The organism is Sporosarcina sp. G11-34 (assembly GCF_026931025.1).
Genome location: NZ_JAHNZW010000009.1, coordinates 98662 through 117536, shown reverse-complemented (window position 1 = coordinate 117536; position 18875 = coordinate 98662). Strand labels below are relative to the sequence as shown.

The 18875-nt window shown below is 38.6% G+C and carries 15 protein-coding genes and 1 other annotated feature; of the genes, 6 read left to right on the top strand and 9 right to left on the bottom strand.

From position 1 onward, the window contains the following. Positions 1 to 17: 17 nt before the first annotated feature. Positions 18 to 1463, bottom strand: a complete 1446-nt coding sequence (locus KSU66_RS14410) for a phospholipase D family protein (protein ID WP_269052166.1) — start codon at positions 1461 to 1463, stop codon at positions 18 to 20. A gap of 892 nt (positions 1464 to 2355) precedes the next feature. Here KSU66_RS14410 and KSU66_RS14405 point away from each other — a divergent pair. Together KSU66_RS14405 and KSU66_RS14400 are read left to right on the top strand one after the other, a co-directional pair. Beyond that, positions 2356 to 2802, top strand: a complete 447-nt coding sequence (locus tag KSU66_RS14405; protein WP_269052165.1) for a MarR family winged helix-turn-helix transcriptional regulator — start codon at positions 2356 to 2358, stop codon at positions 2800 to 2802. A gap of 58 nt (positions 2803 to 2860) precedes the next feature. Continuing rightward, a complete protein-coding gene (locus KSU66_RS14400; protein ID WP_269052164.1) occupies positions 2861 to 4012 on the top strand; it encodes an MFS transporter in 1152 nt (383 codons plus the stop codon). Positions 4013 to 4142: 130 nt separating this feature from the next. Here the strand turns inward: KSU66_RS14400 and KSU66_RS14395 are convergent, their stop codons facing one another. The 7 genes from KSU66_RS14395 to KSU66_RS14365 form a co-directional block, all read right to left on the bottom strand. Further along, complete coding sequence (locus KSU66_RS14395) at positions 4143 to 5567, bottom strand: carbon starvation CstA family protein (RefSeq protein ID WP_269052163.1); 1425 nt, start codon at positions 5565 to 5567, stop codon at positions 4143 to 4145. A gap of 166 nt (positions 5568 to 5733) precedes the next feature. Further along, a complete protein-coding gene (gene brnQ, locus KSU66_RS14390; protein WP_269052162.1) occupies positions 5734 to 7098 on the bottom strand; it encodes a branched-chain amino acid transport system II carrier protein in 1365 nt (454 codons plus the stop codon). Between the two features lie 235 nt (positions 7099 to 7333). Continuing rightward, positions 7334 to 10423, bottom strand: a complete 3090-nt coding sequence (locus KSU66_RS14385) for an AAA family ATPase (RefSeq protein ID WP_269052161.1) — start codon at positions 10421 to 10423, stop codon at positions 7334 to 7336. Continuing rightward, positions 10420 to 11577, bottom strand: a complete 1158-nt coding sequence (locus tag KSU66_RS14380; RefSeq protein WP_269052160.1) for an exonuclease SbcCD subunit D — start codon at positions 11575 to 11577, stop codon at positions 10420 to 10422. Before KSU66_RS14380 ends, KSU66_RS14385 begins: the two co-directional genes overlap by 4 nt. A 145-nt stretch (positions 11578 to 11722) precedes the next feature. Further along, the gene (locus KSU66_RS14375; RefSeq protein ID WP_269052159.1) at positions 11723 to 12985 is read right to left on the bottom strand and encodes a hypothetical protein; all 1263 of its coding nucleotides are present in this window, start codon (positions 12983 to 12985) and stop codon (positions 11723 to 11725) included. Positions 12986 to 13050: 65 nt separating this feature from the next. Next, positions 13051 to 13425, bottom strand: coding sequence for a nucleotide excision repair endonuclease (locus KSU66_RS14370; protein ID WP_269052158.1), 375 nt, complete (start codon positions 13423 to 13425; stop codon positions 13051 to 13053). After that, the gene (locus tag KSU66_RS14365; protein ID WP_269052157.1) at positions 13422 to 13637 is read right to left on the bottom strand and encodes a hypothetical protein; all 216 of its coding nucleotides are present in this window, start codon (positions 13635 to 13637) and stop codon (positions 13422 to 13424) included. The genes KSU66_RS14370 and KSU66_RS14365 overlap by 4 nt, the downstream gene beginning before the upstream one ends. Positions 13638 to 13916: 279 nt before the next feature. Beyond that, positions 13917 to 14193, top strand: a binding site (T-box leader). Between the two features lie 102 nt (positions 14194 to 14295). Here KSU66_RS14365 and KSU66_RS14360 point away from each other — a divergent pair. Genes KSU66_RS14360 through KSU66_RS14345 form a run of 4 tightly spaced genes read left to right on the top strand, consistent with a single transcriptional unit; the run spans position 14296 to position 18312 of the window. Next, positions 14296 to 15156 (top strand): SAM hydrolase/SAM-dependent halogenase family protein, encoded by an 861-nt coding sequence (locus KSU66_RS14360; RefSeq protein ID WP_269052156.1) that lies wholly within the window; start codon positions 14296 to 14298, stop codon positions 15154 to 15156. 43 nt (positions 15157 to 15199) lie between these two features. Further along, entirely contained in the window at positions 15200 to 15757 is a 558-nt protein-coding gene (locus KSU66_RS14355) for an ECF-type riboflavin transporter substrate-binding protein (RefSeq protein WP_269052155.1), read from the top strand. A 16-nt stretch (positions 15758 to 15773) separates the two neighbouring features. Continuing rightward, positions 15774 to 17489 (top strand): ABC transporter ATP-binding protein, encoded by a 1716-nt coding sequence (locus tag KSU66_RS14350; RefSeq protein WP_269052154.1) that lies wholly within the window; start codon positions 15774 to 15776, stop codon positions 17487 to 17489. Continuing rightward, positions 17479 to 18312 (top strand): energy-coupling factor transporter transmembrane component T family protein, encoded by an 834-nt coding sequence (locus KSU66_RS14345; protein ID WP_269052153.1) that lies wholly within the window; start codon positions 17479 to 17481, stop codon positions 18310 to 18312. The genes KSU66_RS14350 and KSU66_RS14345 overlap by 11 nt, the downstream gene beginning before the upstream one ends. A gap of 49 nt (positions 18313 to 18361) precedes the next feature. On the opposite strand, the gene KSU66_RS14340 is transcribed toward KSU66_RS14345, so the two are convergent. Then, complete coding sequence (locus KSU66_RS14340) at positions 18362 to 18775, bottom strand: YkvA family protein (RefSeq protein ID WP_269052152.1); 414 nt, start codon at positions 18773 to 18775, stop codon at positions 18362 to 18364. Between the last annotated feature and the right edge of the window lie 100 nt (positions 18776 to 18875).

Below are 18875 nucleotides of genomic sequence, written 5' to 3'. Positions count from 1 at the left end.
ATTTCCTATTTAACTTCTTAATAAGACGTCAATTTTAACCACTCTTGCAATGCATAAATCACACGTTGTGGGCGCGTCATCGCACTTTGGTATTCGTTTACATCAAGCGTATAAAGGGCATCTTCATTTTTCCATAGACGTTCAAAATAGGCATCTAATTCTTTTACTAGTTCACTATCCTTAGGTGCAATCACATGTAGATCACTTTCAAGATTATAATTATCTAGCGTTCGCTCTGTTAAATTTGCAGAACCGTTTAAAATATTGACTGTCTCTCCTTTTTCAATCATGATCAGCTTCGTATGGTACTGGCCAACTACTGTGTTATACCAACGAACTTCGATTGTTTCTTCACTGTCTTCTAATAGCTTCTGAACAACAGGACGATTCGGAAGACCTGATTTGTCATTCCCAAAAGAATTCTCATTTGGATCTAAAATGAGTTTTATTTCAACCCCGCGCTTTGCTGCTTTAGTTAATGCTTTCACAACATCAGGCTCAGCAATAAAATACATCCCAATCCGAACCCGGTCCCCTTTTTCAGCGGATGTTAGATTTTTTAAAAGTACGTCTTTAATCTTCTGTTCAGTTACATATTGAACTCTGTATTGACCTTCATTTGTTTCTTGTACTTCAATACGAGGAAGCGTCTGACCTGTTTGACCTGTTGAATAGTTAAAAACAGCTTCTTCCGCTTCTAGTAAATCATTAATAATCGTCCCCGATACTTTCAGCGCAACATTACCATGGAAGCCACTGGCATCATGAGGGTTGGACGAACTCACAAGGCCCGCCTGTTCCGTCACAATCACTTTCCGATGGTTAGCTTTAACATTCATTAGTGTAACGTAAGAAGCCAGCCTAAGCTTTGGCGCTTCAGACGACATCGCATTTGGTATCCAGCTCTTACCACCAATATCTCCCCAACGGAATAATGTCCTGTACAAACCAGAATAAAGTGGCATTGAATCTCTTAATTGGTCAAGATCTGTATACACAACTTCTACACCTGCGTCTACTAACTTCTTAAACCACTTAGACTCATAGGATCCATACCCCGTATTAAGTGGGTCTGTTATAAACACGATTTTCATCTTAGGATTTTCTTTCTTTTTATCAAGAAGCTTTGTTGTTAATGTCTCCGCAATCTTTGGAAATTCTATATCTTGATCCACATAATGATCCATTAAAAATAAATCCAATACAACAAATTCCTCTGCCGCTTCAATCATCGAATAAACCTCATCGAATATATAATTCTCGTGGACCGTACCGTCTCCATCTTGGTTCTTGGCATACGTCAAATCCGTAAAAACCTCGATGTCTTCCGTCTTCCGAAGTTCTCCTTCATAACTAATGCCTTTCGGTAACTGCTTATATGTATGATATATAATAACGCCGATATACACAGTAAAATATACGCCTATAGCTGTCCACATAATCATTCGTTTTCTCTTTGTCATTCGCCTTTTTCTAACCTTACCCAATCTCACTCACCCACCTTTATTTCAATTACTTTTACATACCCTTTGTGGCATTTCACAAACTTTTCCACCTAGATAAAGACTTATTCAATTACTTACCCCACGAAATAACTTTAACCAGAATGACAGATACAACGTCGAGATCCTTCTCAATCTATATATTCTTAATACTCTTATCCTCTTAGGTTATTGGTAGGGGCAAATTACCTTCTGTAGAGAGGGAAGTTTGCGTTTCTCCTTCAGCAGAATTTGCTACACTTGTCCGGGCATTTTGCACTGTCAGGACGTGCAAAGACAAATCCTCAATCCGGTCATATTTTTTCTTGTTTATTTTCATAAGTTTACACTAAGCAGTGGAAAGAATATCCCCTTTGAATTTCAGCCAACGAACCCTACTTTTAAATTTATCACCCCACCAGGACAGGTACTTTTCATACGTTTTGGAAATCCTTTCATTCACTGCCCACACATTGTTAAAGAAGGGTAATTTGAAGCGGAATTGTGGAAACATAGTGGTCGTGTTCAATCTCCTCTCACTGATATAAATATGAATACCCCCCTGATCTCAATCGGGGTTTTCATTTATTAGCTCGAAAGCTTTTGGTTAGGCCTTGGGTGGTTCATTTTCTATATAGACTTTTAATTCCTGAAAGGACACAAATGAGACAAATTTAATTGGCTACAAAATAACATAAAATTAACCACTTGATGTTTTGCATGAATGGTTTAAAGAAATGGAACTGATTTGAATACTTTCTTTTTATGTATTCCACTGTAATTCATTGACATATTTCTCGATTCACCGTAAGCTCTTAAGAGGTTTAATCATTAAAGTATATATTTGTTAAAGTAAGTGAGGAGGATGGTAAGAATGGATCGAAAAGAAAGTTTACGAAACTTTGAGGTTCTATTCTGGCAATTATCAAGAAAAGTGGAATATCTTTGGAAAGATATTTATGCGAAGACCTTTCCAGGATCACAATCACGGATTATGTATTTGCTTGAACAAAATGGACCCTTGAAAATGTCCGAGTTGGCAAATTCTTTACATATCACTGCCGGGGCAGTCACTACTGCTTCCAATATATTGATTGAAAATGGCTATATTTCTCGATTACGGAATGAACAAGATCGTCGGGTTGTTCACCTAGACTTGACTGATAAAGGAAGCAAAATCCTTAAAGAGCTTCAAAACGAAGGGCGAGAAATGATGAACTTAGTATTTGACGACATCTCAGAAACTGAGTTAGAGACGATACAGAAAGTTTATAAAGAAGCGACAATCAATATAGATAAGTTACAAAAAAGAGATCAATGAACTGATCTCCTTAATGCTTTTTAATTTTTAATAAAGGGATGAGATTACTATTAATAAAATGCTAAAACCAACAATTTTATCGATCGGCATGGCGACAGTGATGGCGGGTGCTGCAATTTCGCCTGCACTTGGACTCATTGCCAAAGCTTTTCCTGAGGCAAGTCCAACGATGATTAAACTCATCTTGACTGCTCCCTCTATCATGATTATTCCATTTTCATTTCTATCTAGCTATTTGACCTCGAAATTACCGAAAAGAACAATTATCCTGATTGGGTTACTCATTTACTTAGTGGGTGGTATTGGTCCGCAAATTGCAACGAGTATTGAAGTACTATTACTCTTTCGTTTAATTTTAGGTGCTGGTGTCGGACTTGTTATGCCTTTATCAATGTCACTTATCAATGACTATTTTCAAGGGAAAGAACGGACCAAAATGATGGGCTATAACTCGGCTTTTAGTAATTTAGGCGGGATTTTGACGATGTTACTCGCGGGTTGGCTAGCGACATTCGGCTGGCGCGTTCCTTTTAATGTGTACTTTTTAGGACTCTTCATCTTAATATTGGTTTTCTTCTATCTACCTAAGGGTGAACTTCAAAAACCACGGAAAAATGAGAAGAAAACCAGACTCCCACTCGCTGTATTTGGCTATGCACTAGCAATGGGCGGGATTATGTTAGCCTATTATTCAATCGCTACAAACATCGCAATTTACTTAGAACAAAGTAATTTAGGTGGAACAACACTTGCGGGAACAGTCATATCCTTCACGACTGTTGGCGGGATGATTACGAGCTTATTCCTCGTTCAAATTGAATCTGCATTCAAAAAACTTGTAATTCCAATCATGCTGTTAGGGATGGCCGTTGCTTTTCTCTTATTAACATTTACACATAGCGTACCTCTTATCATAGTAAGCGTCTGTTTGATTGGATTTGGACAAGGTTCTTTATTTCCAATACTTGTACTAAAAGCGCTCGATAGCGTGCCATTCCATCAAGCTGACCAAGCAATTGCTGTGACGTCAAGTTTTACATTTTTGGGCCAATTTTTATCGCCGATAGTGCTAGACGGAATTGGTAAGATTGCCAACCAAGCGAATATTCGTTTCCAATACGGGACACTTTCCGTTGCTTTCATACTCATCGTTTTAATTAGTACGGTGATGATACTGCGGAACAATAAACAAACACCCTCACCACTTTAAGGATGAGTTAACTTAATATAAAACTAGCCCTTACATTCATCGCTAGATTTTGCCATAGAAAAACACCGGGCAAGTTAGAATTTCAACTCTAACTTGTCCGGTGTTTATTTTAATTTGATTGATTATTATTTCAGTAAGACCTGTTCATCCTTACTCTTTTATGCTGGATAATTTTCCAAGCATATACTGCAGTAACAACCGCAGTTAATGTTGAACCGATGATAATTGATATTGTATAATCCATGTTTAAGCCTTCCGGTGCGTAAAATATGTATGTACATACTACACCCGTCATGAATAATGCTGGTATTCCAGCAATATAATGATTTTTATCCGCCTTCATTAAATATGAAACGGCAGTCCATAACATGATTGTCGCGGATAGCTGGTTCGTCCATCCGACATAACGCCATAGGAATGTATAGTCAATTGTTGATAATAAAAACATCGGTATTCCGAGTGCGATTGTAATTCCAAGCACAATTACTTTTTTGTCGGGATTCACCCATTTGGAAATCGTCTCGGTCACAATCATCCGTGAAGAACGAAGTGCGGTGTCCCCTGTTGTGATTGGTAAGATGATTACCGCTAGAATGGCTAGAATTCCACCGACCGTGCCTAATAATGAAATTGAAATCTCATTAACAACGCCCGCTGGTCCACCCGCTGTTAGTGCAGCTTGTAGTCCTCCAGTTCCTCCGAAGAACGTCATTCCTGCAGCTGCCCAAATAAGGGCAATAACACCCTCAGCAATCATTGCACCGTAGAATACTTTCCGACCTTCTGACTCCTTTTTCATCGTCCGTGAAACGATCGGGCTTTGAGTTGAGTGAAAACCCGAAATCGCACCACATGATATCGTCACCATTAAAAGCGGCCATATTGGTAAGTCCCCCGGATGCAAGTTCTGCAGAGTCAAGTTCGGTATTGGTTCACTTCCAAAAACCAATGCGACTGCTATTGCAAGCGCCATGAAAATAAGAATAGCTCCAAAAACCGGGTAAATTCTACCGATAATTTTATTGATTGGAAGAATTGCCGCCAGTATAAAGTAGGCAAAAACGAGAGCCAACGCTCCCATAAAACTGATTGGCGTAATTTGAGCTATAAGTTGTGCAGGCCCTGCCGTGAATGCTGCAGCAACTAAGACCATTAACACGATTGAAATAACTGTGATTGCTTTTCTAGCAAAGTTGCCTAAATATTTCCCTACAATTGTTGGAAATTGTGCACCGCCATGTTTTAAAGATAGCATTCCGGAAAAGTAATCATGGACACCACCTGCAAAAATAGATCCGAATACTATCCAAATGAATGCAACTGGTCCATATAATGCACCTGCTACTGCACCAAAAACTGGGCCAAGTCCAGCAATATTTAGTAACTGGATGAGCCATCCTTTCCACCAACTCATTGGGACAAAGTCCATCCCATCATTCACGGTATAAGCCGGTGTTTCCCTATCATCATCAATACCAAATGATCTTTCAACGACTTTGGAATAAATCGCGTATCCGGCAAAAAGTAGAATCACGGATGCAAAAAACGTTACCATTTACGCGCCTCCTCTATGTATAAAAAAACAATATACTGATTATTATATATTATCTACCATATATTACAAGCATTAACTTTTTTGAAGTAATTAAATAGACAGTTTACTAGATTTAAAAAACCTTTACCCCTAATTAATGGTAGTGAAGGTCAGATTCCTTTTTATACTAAGCCTCAACTTTAACCGAAGATGTACTTTGCGTTACACGAGCTATTAAGCCAGTAATAAGGATGACCGCCAGAACTGGTAGCAACCAACCCAGTCCTTCAGTATAAAATGGCAATGCACGTTCATATAAAGAAATGATTGGCGCTAACCCTAGGAAATACTCAATTTCTAATAAGTCGCAGAGTGTTTTCAATCCGTCAATCGTACTCACCATTAACGCAACCACAGTTGCGGATACGTACACTATCCGTGAATGATTGAATAACGGAGAAAGGAAAGTTAATAACATCAACACCACCGCTAACGGATAAAGGAACATCAATACCGGAATTGAGTATGTAATGATATTCGACAAGCCAAAGTTCGCAACAACAAAACAAAAAGTCGTAAAAATTGCAACAAAAACTTTGTAGCTTACTTTGGGCATAAGCGTATGGAAGTACTCTCCACAAGCAATCATTAAGCCAATTGCTGTTGTTAGACACGCAAGTATTATAATAACAGATAGCATGACTAATCCAAATGATCCTAAGTAATGAGTCGACGCACCGCTAAGTACAGCCCCCCCAGTATCAAGAAACCCCAACACTGATGTGCTCGTAGCGCCAAGGTAGGCAATTCCCACATAAAGGATAGCAAGGAATGCAGTTGCGATAGCACCCGATTTTGCGGTCGCCGCTAAAATACCGCGCTTATCCGTTACACCCATTGACCGGATAATGTTAATAATGATAATCCCGAATACAAGTGAAGCAAGTGCATCCATCGTATTATACCCTTCTGTAAATCCCTTCATGAAAGCTCCACTTGCATATGCTTCTTGTGGAGTTCCAATTGCCCCCATCGGCTTGACGATTACCATGGCAAGCAAGACGAGAAGTAATATGATAATTGATGGCGATAGTATTTTACCAACACGGTCGACAATTTTAGTTGGATTTAACGATAGCCACAAGGTAATTGAGAAAAATACGAGTGTAAAAATTATCAAGCCAATCTGCATATAAGCTTCTCCGATAAACGGGGCAATACCAACATCAAATGCTACCGCACCGGTACGTGGAGCCGCGAAGAATGGTCCTATTGTTAAATAAAGAAGCGATGTGAATATCACTGCATAAATTGGATGAATTCGACTTGCAAGTTCTTGTAAGTTTCGACTTCCCGAGAATCCCATTGCTAAAATACCAAGAAACGGTAATCCTACGCCCGTGATCAAAAATCCGATAATCGCTGGCCAAAAGTTTGTTCCAGCATCCTGCCCAAGCTGTGCTGGGAAAATTAAATTACCTGCCCCAAAAAATAATGCGAATAACATGACGCCAATAATAAGATATGCTGAGATTGGTAATTTAGTTTTCATTTTTCCAGTTCCCCCTAAGATGTGTGAATCACTTGTTGTTTTATATGCGCGATATATCGCTGTAATTAATATACGACAAACACTAGCGAAATGCAATATATTACAGTGATAAAACAGTTCCCATTCCATCCAGTTTATACCAACACTAAGGTGTTTTGAAGACAAGCTGAATTATTCTACCATCACAAAAAACCGTTTGCACAATGATCATGCAAACGGCTATTCAGGTTATCTATTACTTTATCAAGAATTCAGTGTGGCTATGCCCTTCGCGAGACTTTTTCACATCTAGAATTGCTGGGAAGGCGGCCTTTAGCTCCTCAACATGTGAAATGACACCAATCATACGTCCTGATTTCTGTAAATCGATTAGCGTATCAATCGCTTTATTTAATGACTCTTCGTCGAGTGATCCGAAACCTTCATCTATAAACATTGTATCAATCGAAACGGCTCCTTGGAAACTTTGAATAACATCAGCCATTCCGAGCGCTAAGCAAAGAGATGTATTAAATTTTTCTCCGCCAGATAAGGTTTTCACATCTCGTGTTTGTCCGGTATAAGAGTCATACACAGCTAGCCCCAATCCACTTTGCCGACCACGTACTTCTTGCCGATCACTTCGAATTAGTTCATACTGACCGTTGGACATATCACGAAGTCTCTCATTTGCAGAGTGAATAATTTGCTCCAGGTATTCAATTTGAATATAACGTTCAAATGATAACCTCAATCCATTATGACCCCTTACAATATCGTAAAGATCAGTCACCTTACCAAATTCTTTCTCAAGTTTTGTTTCTCTCGTCGAAGACTCTAGTAATTTTTCTTTCAACCTTGCTGCTGTTTTCTCATATTCTACCGAGCTGTTATAATCTTTTAGTGCCGATTCATAAGCTGTTTTCAATTCAACCAATGCATTATCCAGACCGCTTATATCGACTTTTTCTTTCCCCTCAAGCAACACTGCAAGTTCTTTAACAGCCTCCCTTATCGAATAAAATTGCTGTTTAAAGTTTTCAATAGTAGCTTTCAACGAATTACGTGAGTTCACGTCCATTTTCGCTTCTTGGTAGGCCTCTTCTGACGCAAATTCAGAGTTCTTTAGTTCATTAAAAAACCTGACCTCAGTTGCCGCTTTCTTTTCTTCCGCCTCAACAAGCGAGGTTTTTGCATGGATTTCAGCTGATCTACTTGTAGTTACACGTTCCCTTCCATCTTCCCGAAGTTTTTGTACAGTTTTCCTGGCGTGATCTAAATTCGTTTTCTTCGTATTTAGTTCAGCAATTCGTTGTTCTAACACTTTAAGGTCACGCACATCTTCCGGAATTGATTGTAACGTGTGGTCAAAAATGGCCTGACTCGTTTTAAGTGATGCACTACGTTCGAGTACATCCCGTTCTAATTTCAATTTCTCCTGATTTAATTCATCCGCAATTTTAGTTTGTAAATTTAGGCTTTCCCTTAATTCAGTAAGTTTTTTTCTGGATTTACGAAGTTCGGTAACTTCTTCTTCCATAGTCTGTTTCATAGCGTGCAATTTACTACTTTCTACCTCTACATTTTCAACATCAACTTCAAGTGTAGCAAGATCTACCTGCTTACCTTCCAACTGATTAAGAGCGCTTTGATAGTTCGCAACTGCAGTTCGGTACTCACCCTCTACTTCCGAAAGTGCTTTGTTTGATAATTCAAGTTCGTCTTTCGTCACTTCAACATTGCCGCGGTGAGCTTTCTTAGGATGATCAACACTACCACACACTGGACATGAATCACCATCATGAAGCGATTCAGCTAATGTAGCCGCTTCGTTAGCAAGCCAATCTGCAGCCAATTTTTCGTATACGTTTTTATCATGTAGATAAATAGTTTCATGTTTTATTTTCTCTTGTTCAAATGCAGCTGTTTGTGTTTTCAACAAAACAAACTCATCAACAACTCGACTTTTATCGATTGTCGTTGTCAGGAGTTCAACTTGTTCATCAAATAAAGTGAGTCTCTTTTCCAACTCATCAATTTCTACTTTCAATGATGTTACCTTTTCTGTTTCAATAGTAGATTTCACAACTGTTTCGTTCAATTTTATTTGTAGTGAGTTTAATTCATTACTTATGATTGCCAAAGCTTCTTTTTTAGACGCCAATTCCGAGACTAATGGAAGAGAGTCGGTTAAGCGGATTAAACTTTCCGTTAGTTTTTCACGTTCTGGTTGTTTTTCTTCCTCAACTTTATATTGAATTTCAATTTCCTCTAGATTTTTCGTTTCAACTTGAACGGTTTTTGCTGTTTTTTCTAGATGCGCTGCCTTAGCTGCAACCTCTTGCTTCAATTCAACAAACTGTAATTCAATTTGTTCAATGGAAACAGCCCGCTCTGCATCACCGAGACGTTTCGACTCTTTTTCCATAAATGGAATCTGTTTTGAAAGCTCCGCAATAGTTGCCCTTCTCTGATCAAGTTCAATAAACCGTTCATTTACACCTTTTGCGGCGTGATAATTGGAAAACATCTCTTCATGGCGTTTATAAGCTTTCTCGTACTTACTCTTCTCGTCGATTGTCTTCTTGTTATAAAAAAGGAGTTCCTCTTCTAACCCCTCAACAACTTGATTGACGTTGTAATTTTCATTTGCAAGAACCGAAAATATCGTTGAGTCTCGTTCAGGTAATAATGAGGAAATCTGCTTTGTCAGTCCATTACTTTGCTGTTTTTCATTTAGTAATGCTGCCTGAGCCTCATCTTTTTTCACTTTCAATCGATCCACGATTTCACGATAAGGTTCAGTTTTAAATATTTTCCGCATAATCGTCTCTTTATTTTCCGTATCAGATGTTAAAAACTTTCGAAATTCACCTTGTGGCAACATTACAATTTGACTGAATTGAGCTTGCGTAAAACCAATTAAATCTTCCACTTTTGTATTAATCTCAGACACAATTTGTCTATCAACGATTGGAACTTCCCCGTTTTCAGTTTGTTCATATAGCTCACATCGAGCCGCTGTTTCATTTTTATTACCTGCTTTTATATATGGGATCTGCCGCATCACTCGGTATGTTTTGTTATGTATTTCAAAAATTAGTTCGACAGCGGTTTGCGTTTCATTATCCGCAAAATCACTGCGCATCGCTCGTATGTCAGTCCTATCTTCTCCGCTCGCCTGTCCATAAAGCGCGAAACAAATCCCGTCAAATATTGTCGTTTTCCCAGAGCCCGTTGCACCGGAAATAACAAATAGCCGGTTGTCCTTAAGCTCTCTAAAGTCAACGATTTCTGTTTCTTTATACGGTCCAAATCCTGTCATTTTTAGTGTAACTGGCTTCAAAGTTTTTCCTCCTCCCTGTTCATAACCTCATGAAGTACTTCCGCAAATAATGCTTTTGTTTCCTCATCTGCCGTTTCGCCTTTCATCTCTTCATAAAATGAGTTAAAAAGCGTAATATCGTCTTGCTTGCCTGGCTCCGTTCGCTCTTCGTTTCCAACACTTTTAGTCGGCATATACATTTTTCGTTCAACATGCATCGCATTCGGATAAACTGATCTCACTTTTTCCATTGGAAATAACACAGGCGTCTCATCGAGTAATTTCACAAAAACGTAATCTTCACTTACCTGATGTTTTTGGATTTCTTCAATTGTCCCTTTAACTGTGCGCATGTCTTTTTTGGGAATTAAGTCGCGCTTCTCATAAGTTACATGGCCTTCCCCGTCCAACTCCACAATGAAATATCCTTTATTATGGTGTTCTTCTGAAATTGAATATTTAAGGGGGGATCCTGAATATCGTATTGTTTCGTTCAATACATTGTGGCCCTGATGCAAATGTCCGAGCGCTGTATAATGAAAAGGTTCAAACAGATGGGCAGAGACATATTCAGCTCCTCCAATAGCTATTGGGCGCTCAGAATCACTCGTGTTCTCTTCAGTCTCACCGTGTGGCGTTACAAAAGCGTGTCCTACAAACACATGTCTAGCATCTTCAACCATTTTCTCTTGGATTACATCGACTACCTTTCTCATTGCATCTTGGTGGTTACTAATCATTTCATCTTCGTAAAGATGTTTCACAACGGAAGGATCTACAAACGGAACAAGATGGAAATGCACATCTCCAAATTCATCCTTCAAAACGACTGGTTCCATATCTTTTGTCATTTGACCTACGATATAATAGCCGTTTTCGCGCATCAGTCTACTCCCAAAATGCAGACGACCAGGGCTATCGTGATTTCCTCCTACTGCAAGAACTGGTATCCCGAGTTCTACAACAATCTTTTCCAGAACCTCATCTAGTAACGCGACAGCGTCCGTTGGTGGAACTGCTCGGTCATACAAATCACCTGCAATAATGACTGCATCTGGTTTCTCTACTTCAATCGCCTCAATGAATTGGTCGAGAATATAGCGTTGATCTTCTGTCATATAAACGCCTTGGACAAGCTTACCTAAATGCCAATCCGCCGTATGGAAAAACTTCAAGTTAATTTCCCCCTTAATTTCTCTTTCTTACTAGTTTACAGGACAAAGTGTAATAAATGAATCTCTTCTCACTTTACACCTGATTTTACAAACCACCATTATAAAAAACTAGCAACCACAATACGTTCTGTAGTTGCTAGTTTTATTAATAATCTTCTAGGGAAACGACTTCTCCCGTTATCGCGTCAATACCTTCTGCAGCATCAAGTAACCCACAGAGGATGTATTTCCCCGTAACCTTGTCAAACACATAAACGGGATCCAGTGAAATGTAAGACAGCAACTTCTCAAATGCATCTTCATGTGAGACGACAGCTTTTTCGGCTGGCGCGAATGTATCAAATATCTCAAACATTTGTCCGTTATCTAAATAATTTACGACAGCCATAGATTGGGGATTAATAAGGACGACAAACTTTCGGTTGAAGAATGATGAGTTCTCTTCATTCAACTGACAAACAGCTTCGATAAAGTTTTCGTGCCGCTGCAAAGTAGCAAGTTTCCACATGCCTGACTCTTTTGGGAGTACCATACGTAAAACATCACGCACAATAACTTTACACTGCTCTATCTGTTCATCGGTAACAAATAGTTTTTCTAAAACGCCAACGTTTCCAAACGCCTCCTCAGCTGATGCTTCGGAAACGAAATCAGGTTGATCACGGGTAGGTTCGCCTATGAGCGGCACATCCCATTTCAAGACTTCATCGACTTTCACTTCGGATCGTTCATGTTCAAAATATGTGATCCAACGAGACCCATCCATAGGAACATATACTTCTTCCATCGCATAAACAGGAGCGAATCGACTTTCAGCTTCAATTGGAAAATTCACAAGTTGAAGTTGTTTCTTGACTAGGGGTTCAATTTCTTCGAGTGTCAATGTAAATTCAGACTTCACAATCTCCGCCTCGGTCGGAATCGTATCGAATAAATTATAAGATGTCAGTTTACCCGATTCATCGAATTCAACTTCAATCATTCCCGACGGCGTAATGTCAATCCCATCTATATCTGATTTAAATTGATAGCCACCCTCTAAAACCTCGGACAACTTGAAATCTGTTTGATATGTTAATCCAGTCTCTATTTCAACCCAAGCCGCAATTTCTTCAGCTGTTTTCTCAGTAAAGTGTGTCTTTGTTGAGTATGTTTTTCCGTTAACGAATATAACAGTCTCTACTAGATCTTGTTGCAAGTTATATTCAATGACTGCTGTACCATCGGGATTTACATCTTCTTCAATTTGTTCAGTCAATACGTTCGGGAAAAACTCCATATTGAATTTATAATACGCTTCCCCCTTATTATTTCGTTCTTTATGAATTGAATGCGACTCTAGTTCATACGCTGATAGTCCAAATTTCTTTTTACACTTCTCGACAATACTTTGTAAACGTGCGTCCATGCTGTCACCTTTTTCATATGTAGTAGAAAAAAGCTGATTGCACAAGGCAGTCAGCTTTTTCAGGTTTATTTATAAAATACTTTATCAGTGTTGTACTTCGCATACTGTGTGTTAATAATATACGTTTCCAAAATTTCACGGTCCATTGGCTCTTCAATAACAATAATCGAAATTTTTGTAACTTCTTTTCGGTGATCTTTTAGTGGTGATACTTTGTCATCAAAATGCTTATTTACACGTTGGCGAAGTTTGCGTGCCTTGCCGACAAAAAGGAGCTCATCTTTATTATTATAAAATAAAATGATACCACCTTTATCTCTTGGAATCTCGTGGATATCAATGAATCCGTAAACCGGCTTAATAACCGGCGCATCAGTATTTTCTTCTTGTTTCCGTTGAACGATTGTTAAATCGGGTTTTGGCACTGTAATTTTAATCAATTCACTTTCACGTCCTCTTCTTTTCTGAACCTAAATATTACCACGATTCGTGTTAAAAAGCGAAGAATCGCACCGTACCAATCAATACATAATTTATTTAATTTTATTACTAACTTACCCACCACTTCATTATTTATTAAATTAGCCACCATTCCCAAAATGACAGGCTTGCGATATTCCTTTCTAGAAAGCTCCTGTTCGATGACATCCAAACTAACTAACTAACTAACTAATTTTCGTCCGTTATCTTTTGCCTTAGCAACTCAATCTCCCGAAAAAATCTCATCGTACCGCTGGTCTATGAGTTTGCAAGTAAGTTTCGAAAGAAGAATAATGATATAGATGAAGAATAAATTTAAAAGAGTTTCACGAGTAGTAATCGTGAAACTCTTTTAAATCGCATTAATGTAATCCAAGAACAAAGCTAATTTAATTAATTTTTAAAAACATTTGACAATGTCTTTCTATTCGTGTAACTTAATAATCAATACTTAAAAGCGTTGAAGAGAAAAGTAAAATGTTCGGTTTTTTAACAGAAAGCTTCGGTAGCTGAAAAGAAGCAAAAAACCTTTCATTTGAACAATGGCCTCTGAGCTCTGAGTTGAACGTGTAAATTATTTACATTAGTAGATGTCAGCGGGAGTTGGTTCCCGTTATCAAAATCACAGTCTAGAATTCATCATGATAGAATTCTGTACTTGCTGAGGTTACTTACTTAAATAAGTAACGAATAAAGGTGGTAACACGAGAGATAATCTCGTCCTTTTCAATCGATAATTGATTGATTCGGGCGGGATTTTTTTGTACCCATTTTTTCTGCATGACTGTTCAGCCGTTTTTTAAGTAAATAAAATTAGGAGTGGGTTTGTAATGACAAAAGGTTTATTAGTTTTCCAATCAGATTTCGGTAATAGTGACGGTGCTGTAAGCGCAATGCACGGAGTAGCAAACTCGGTTCAAAATGGGATCCCTATTTTCGAAATTACACATCAAATTCCCCAATACAATATATGGGAAGCATCCTACCGTCTGCTCCAGGCAATCGGTTACTGGCCGAGCGAGACAGTATTCGTATCAATTGTAGATCCAGGTGTAGGTTCGGACCGACGCGCTGTTGTGGCGAAAACTAAAAATAATCACTATATTATTACACCAGATAATGGGACATTAACACACGTTAAGCAATTCGATGGAATTGTCGAGGTCAGAGAAATTGATGAATCTATCAACCGACTTCCGAATTCTGGTGAGTCTCATACTTTCCACGGTCGCGATATTTTTGCATATACAGGTGCACGACTCGCTTCTGGTGTGATTCAGTTTGAAGATATTGGCCCCCTGTTCGAACCAACTGAAATTATCGGACTACCATTAAAAAATTCCGTGATTTTAGACGAAGTCATTACGGGAAATGTCGACATTATTGATAGACCATTCGGAAACCTTTGGACCAATATTAGCCGTGTCCAATTTAGAGAAATCGCGAAACAGTTTGGTGATTCCTTCGAAGTTACCATCTCGACTGACGGTAGAACAATTTACAACAATATTATGACATACGGTCGCTCATTTGCAGATTTACATATCGGGGAACCCCTCGTCTATGTGAATTCTCTTGACAACATTGGGATTGCCATTAACCAAGGATCCTTTGCTGATGCTTATCGAATCGGTACGGGAACAAACTGGGAAGTCATCATTCGGAAAGCACCACGCATTACTTATGAATAATAGAATTATTCAATAAAAATTAGGTTAATGGGAGTGTTGGCAAATGAACAAATCAATTTTTTCAACAAGAACTATTGTGGCAATTGGGATTGGTACTGCCCTATTCGTTATTTTAGGGCGGTTTGCCGCAATACCAACCGGAATTCCAAATACATCATTCCAAACTAACTATGCATTCCTAGCGCTTATCGCATCGATATTCGGCCCTATCGCAGGACTTTTCATCGGTTTAATCGGTCATACCTTACAAGATGTCATTTCATACGGAACCCCTTGGTGGAGTTGGATTATCTCCTCTGCGGTTGTCGGCTTAGGTATTGGCGCGTTCCATAGTAAATTCAATGTCCAAAATGGTGAATTCGGCGTGAAGAAAATAGTTATTTTCAACGTCGTACAAGCTGGGGTTCAAGCAATTGCTTGGTTCCTTATCGCCCCCCTACTAGATATCCTTATTTATGCAGAACCTGCAAATAAGGTGTTTACACAAGGAATTGTCGCGGGACTGCTAAACATCGCAACCGTTGGTGTACTCGGAACATTCCTGTTATTGGCCTATGCCAAAACTAGAACAAAAAAAGGCAGCCTAAGCTACGAAGATTGAAAAGGATGGGTATTATATGAAGAATCCAATTATTGAATTTAAAAATGTTAATTTTCAATATAATAGTCAAGCCGAACCTACATTAAAAGACATTAATTTAACTATTTACCAGGGAGAAAAAATTTGCATTGTCGGGCCTTCGGGTTCTGGAAAAAGCACGCTCGTTCATCTATTGAACGGGCTTGCCCCTTTTGCCTATGAAGGTAAACTTACAGGAAGTTTAAAAATCCAAGGAAAAGAAACAAGAGATCAAGACATATTCTCCATGTCTCTTCAAGTCGGAACAGTTCAGCAAGACACAGATGGACAATTTATTGGAATCACTGTGGCAGAAGATATTGCTTTTGCCCTTGAAAACAATAATGTTCCATTAGCTGAAATGAAAAAACAAGTAAAACATGCCGCCAATATTGTACATATGTCCCCCTTTTTAAACGCTCGTATTTACGAATTATCTGGGGGCCAAAAACAACGCGTTGCGCTTGCCGGTGTTCTTGTTAACGATATCGGGGTTGTTCTATTCGATGAACCTTTGGCAAACCTTGACCCCGCTTCTGGTTTAGACGCAATGTCCCTAATCAATGAACTTCATAAAAAGGAAAATAAGACTATTATTATCGTTGAACATCGATTAGAAGATGTCCTTTCGCAGTCGGTAGATCGGATTATTTTAGTAGATGAGGGTAAAATCATTGCAGATACGACGCCCAATGAAATACTTGCTGGTTCGTTGCTCACCGATCATTCAATTCGAGAGCCACTCTACATACGAGCATTAAAGTATGCACATTGCGACTTAAATTCCACAATGAATTTAATAGACGTCAATCAATTAAATTCGCAAGACTTTTCCGAGAAAATAGATACGTGGACAAATAGTATTCAACTAGAAGATATAGAAAAGGAAGAGCGGACGCCAATTCTAGAACTAAGAGAAGTAGCGTTCAGCTATGTAGAAAAACCGCCTACACTTCTAAATGTGAATATAAAAATTCATCAAGGAGAAATGATTAGTATCGTAGGTGCAAATGGCACAGGGAAATCAACTTTAGGTAAACTCATTTGTGGGTTCGAAAAATTATCAACTGGATCTATTCTATTTAATGGCGTTGACGGTGCAACTGATTCCATTAAAGAACGTGGTCAACGCGTTGGATTCGTCCTACAAAATCCAAATCATATGTTTTCAAAGCAACTTATCTATGATGAAGTAGCACTCGGTTTACTCCAAAAAAATATCGATGAAAAAGAAATAAAAGAACGCGTTGAAGAAACGCTGAAAATTTGCGGGCTATATCCTTTCAGAAATTGGCCTATCTCAGCACTCAGTTACGGTCAGAAAAAACGGCTGTCCATTGCGACAATACTAGTACTAGAACCTTCAATTCTTCTACTTGATGAACCAACCGCTGGGCAAGATTATAAACATACAACAGAGCTTATGACTTTTTTGGAAGGTTTACAAAATCGCGGTTTTTCCATCATATTAATCACGCACGATATGCATATTATGACTGAATACACGAATCGTGCAATTGTTTTAAGCGAAGGGAAAGTCATTGCGGATGATTCACCAGCACGCATCCTTTCCAATCCGGAAATTATTAGACAAGCGAAATTAAAACAATCCTCATTACATGACTTGGCTAGAACGCTGAACATTACTGATACTGTAAAGTTCGTTGAGAAGTTCATCCAACACGACCGGGAGGTTCGTTTTAATGAGCAATGAGCTATTGAGTTATATTGAGCGCGATTCTGTTATTCATAGGTTGAATGGCGCGACGAAGTTAATTTGTTTTTTGCTATTATCTGCCGCTGCAATGCTAACCTATGACACACGAGTCCTTCTTTTCATTGTATTAACTAGTATCCTAATTTTCGTCGCATCAAAGGTTAAAATAAGGGAGATCGGCTTCATTCTCGGTTTCATATTATTTTTCTTACTATTAAATAATATAGCGATTTTTTTATTTGCACCTCATCATGGGACTTTTATCTATGGGACTTCACACCAACTTACAAGTTCAATTGGCCGTTATTCAATTACAGTGGAGCAATTATTTTATCAGTTCAATATTACATTAAAATACATTGCTGTAATCCCACCCGCCCTACTATTTATTGTGACTACCCACCCAAGCGAATTTGCGGCTTCACTGAATCGACTTGGAGTTAGCTACCGATTATCCTATTCTGTCTCTATCGCACTACGGTATATTCCCGATATCCAACGGGATTTTAAAACAATAGCCCGTTCTCAGCAAGCAAGAGGCATTGATATGTCTAATAAGGAGAAGTTAGGAAAGCGGATTAAGAATGCAAGTGCTATTTTACTCCCTCTAATTTTATCTAGCCTTGACCGAATCGAGACAATTAGTAACATCATGGAGTTGCGAGGGTTTGGTAAACACAAGAAAAGAAGCTGGTATAGCTATCGTTCTTTTAAAACGAGAGATTTTATCGCGCTAGCGTTATCGCTATTAATTTTTAGTTTAATGATTGCATTTATGCTAGTTAATGGTGGCCGTTTCTACAATCCCTTTATTGAATAAAAAAAGCTTTCGTAGAAGAAATCTAATTCTACGAAAGCTTTTCTTATCTTCACAGCTCAATATCCGACGTATCATTGAATAGGCTGTTTAATTTTTGTTTCGCCTTACTCTTTATGCCGTCATCTAGATGCGACACAACTTTATATACTGCAGTTGCAATTACCGCTGCATCGTCTGCTAAACCAACAACAGGAATAAAGTCAGGTATTAAGTCCACCGGGAATATTAGATAGCTCAGCGCGCCGATAATGATCATCTTTGAGGATTTTGGTACCGAAGGACTCTTGGCAGCGTAGAAAAGCAATAAGCTATAGTACACTGTTTTCTTACCTATTTGTTCCCCGTATTTCTTCACTTTATCCCAAAATTTTCTGTCCGAATAATGGTTCTCCATATTCTTCATGCTTACTTCCGGATTGAAATCCTTCAATTGTTCTTCATACTTTTTTTGTTTTTCCGACATAATTAAACCTCCTTAAAGATTATTCCTTTAATTAATAGTACACCGGAATACCAAATGTGTCATTCGACAACTTCCGACAAAAGACAATCAATAAAAATCT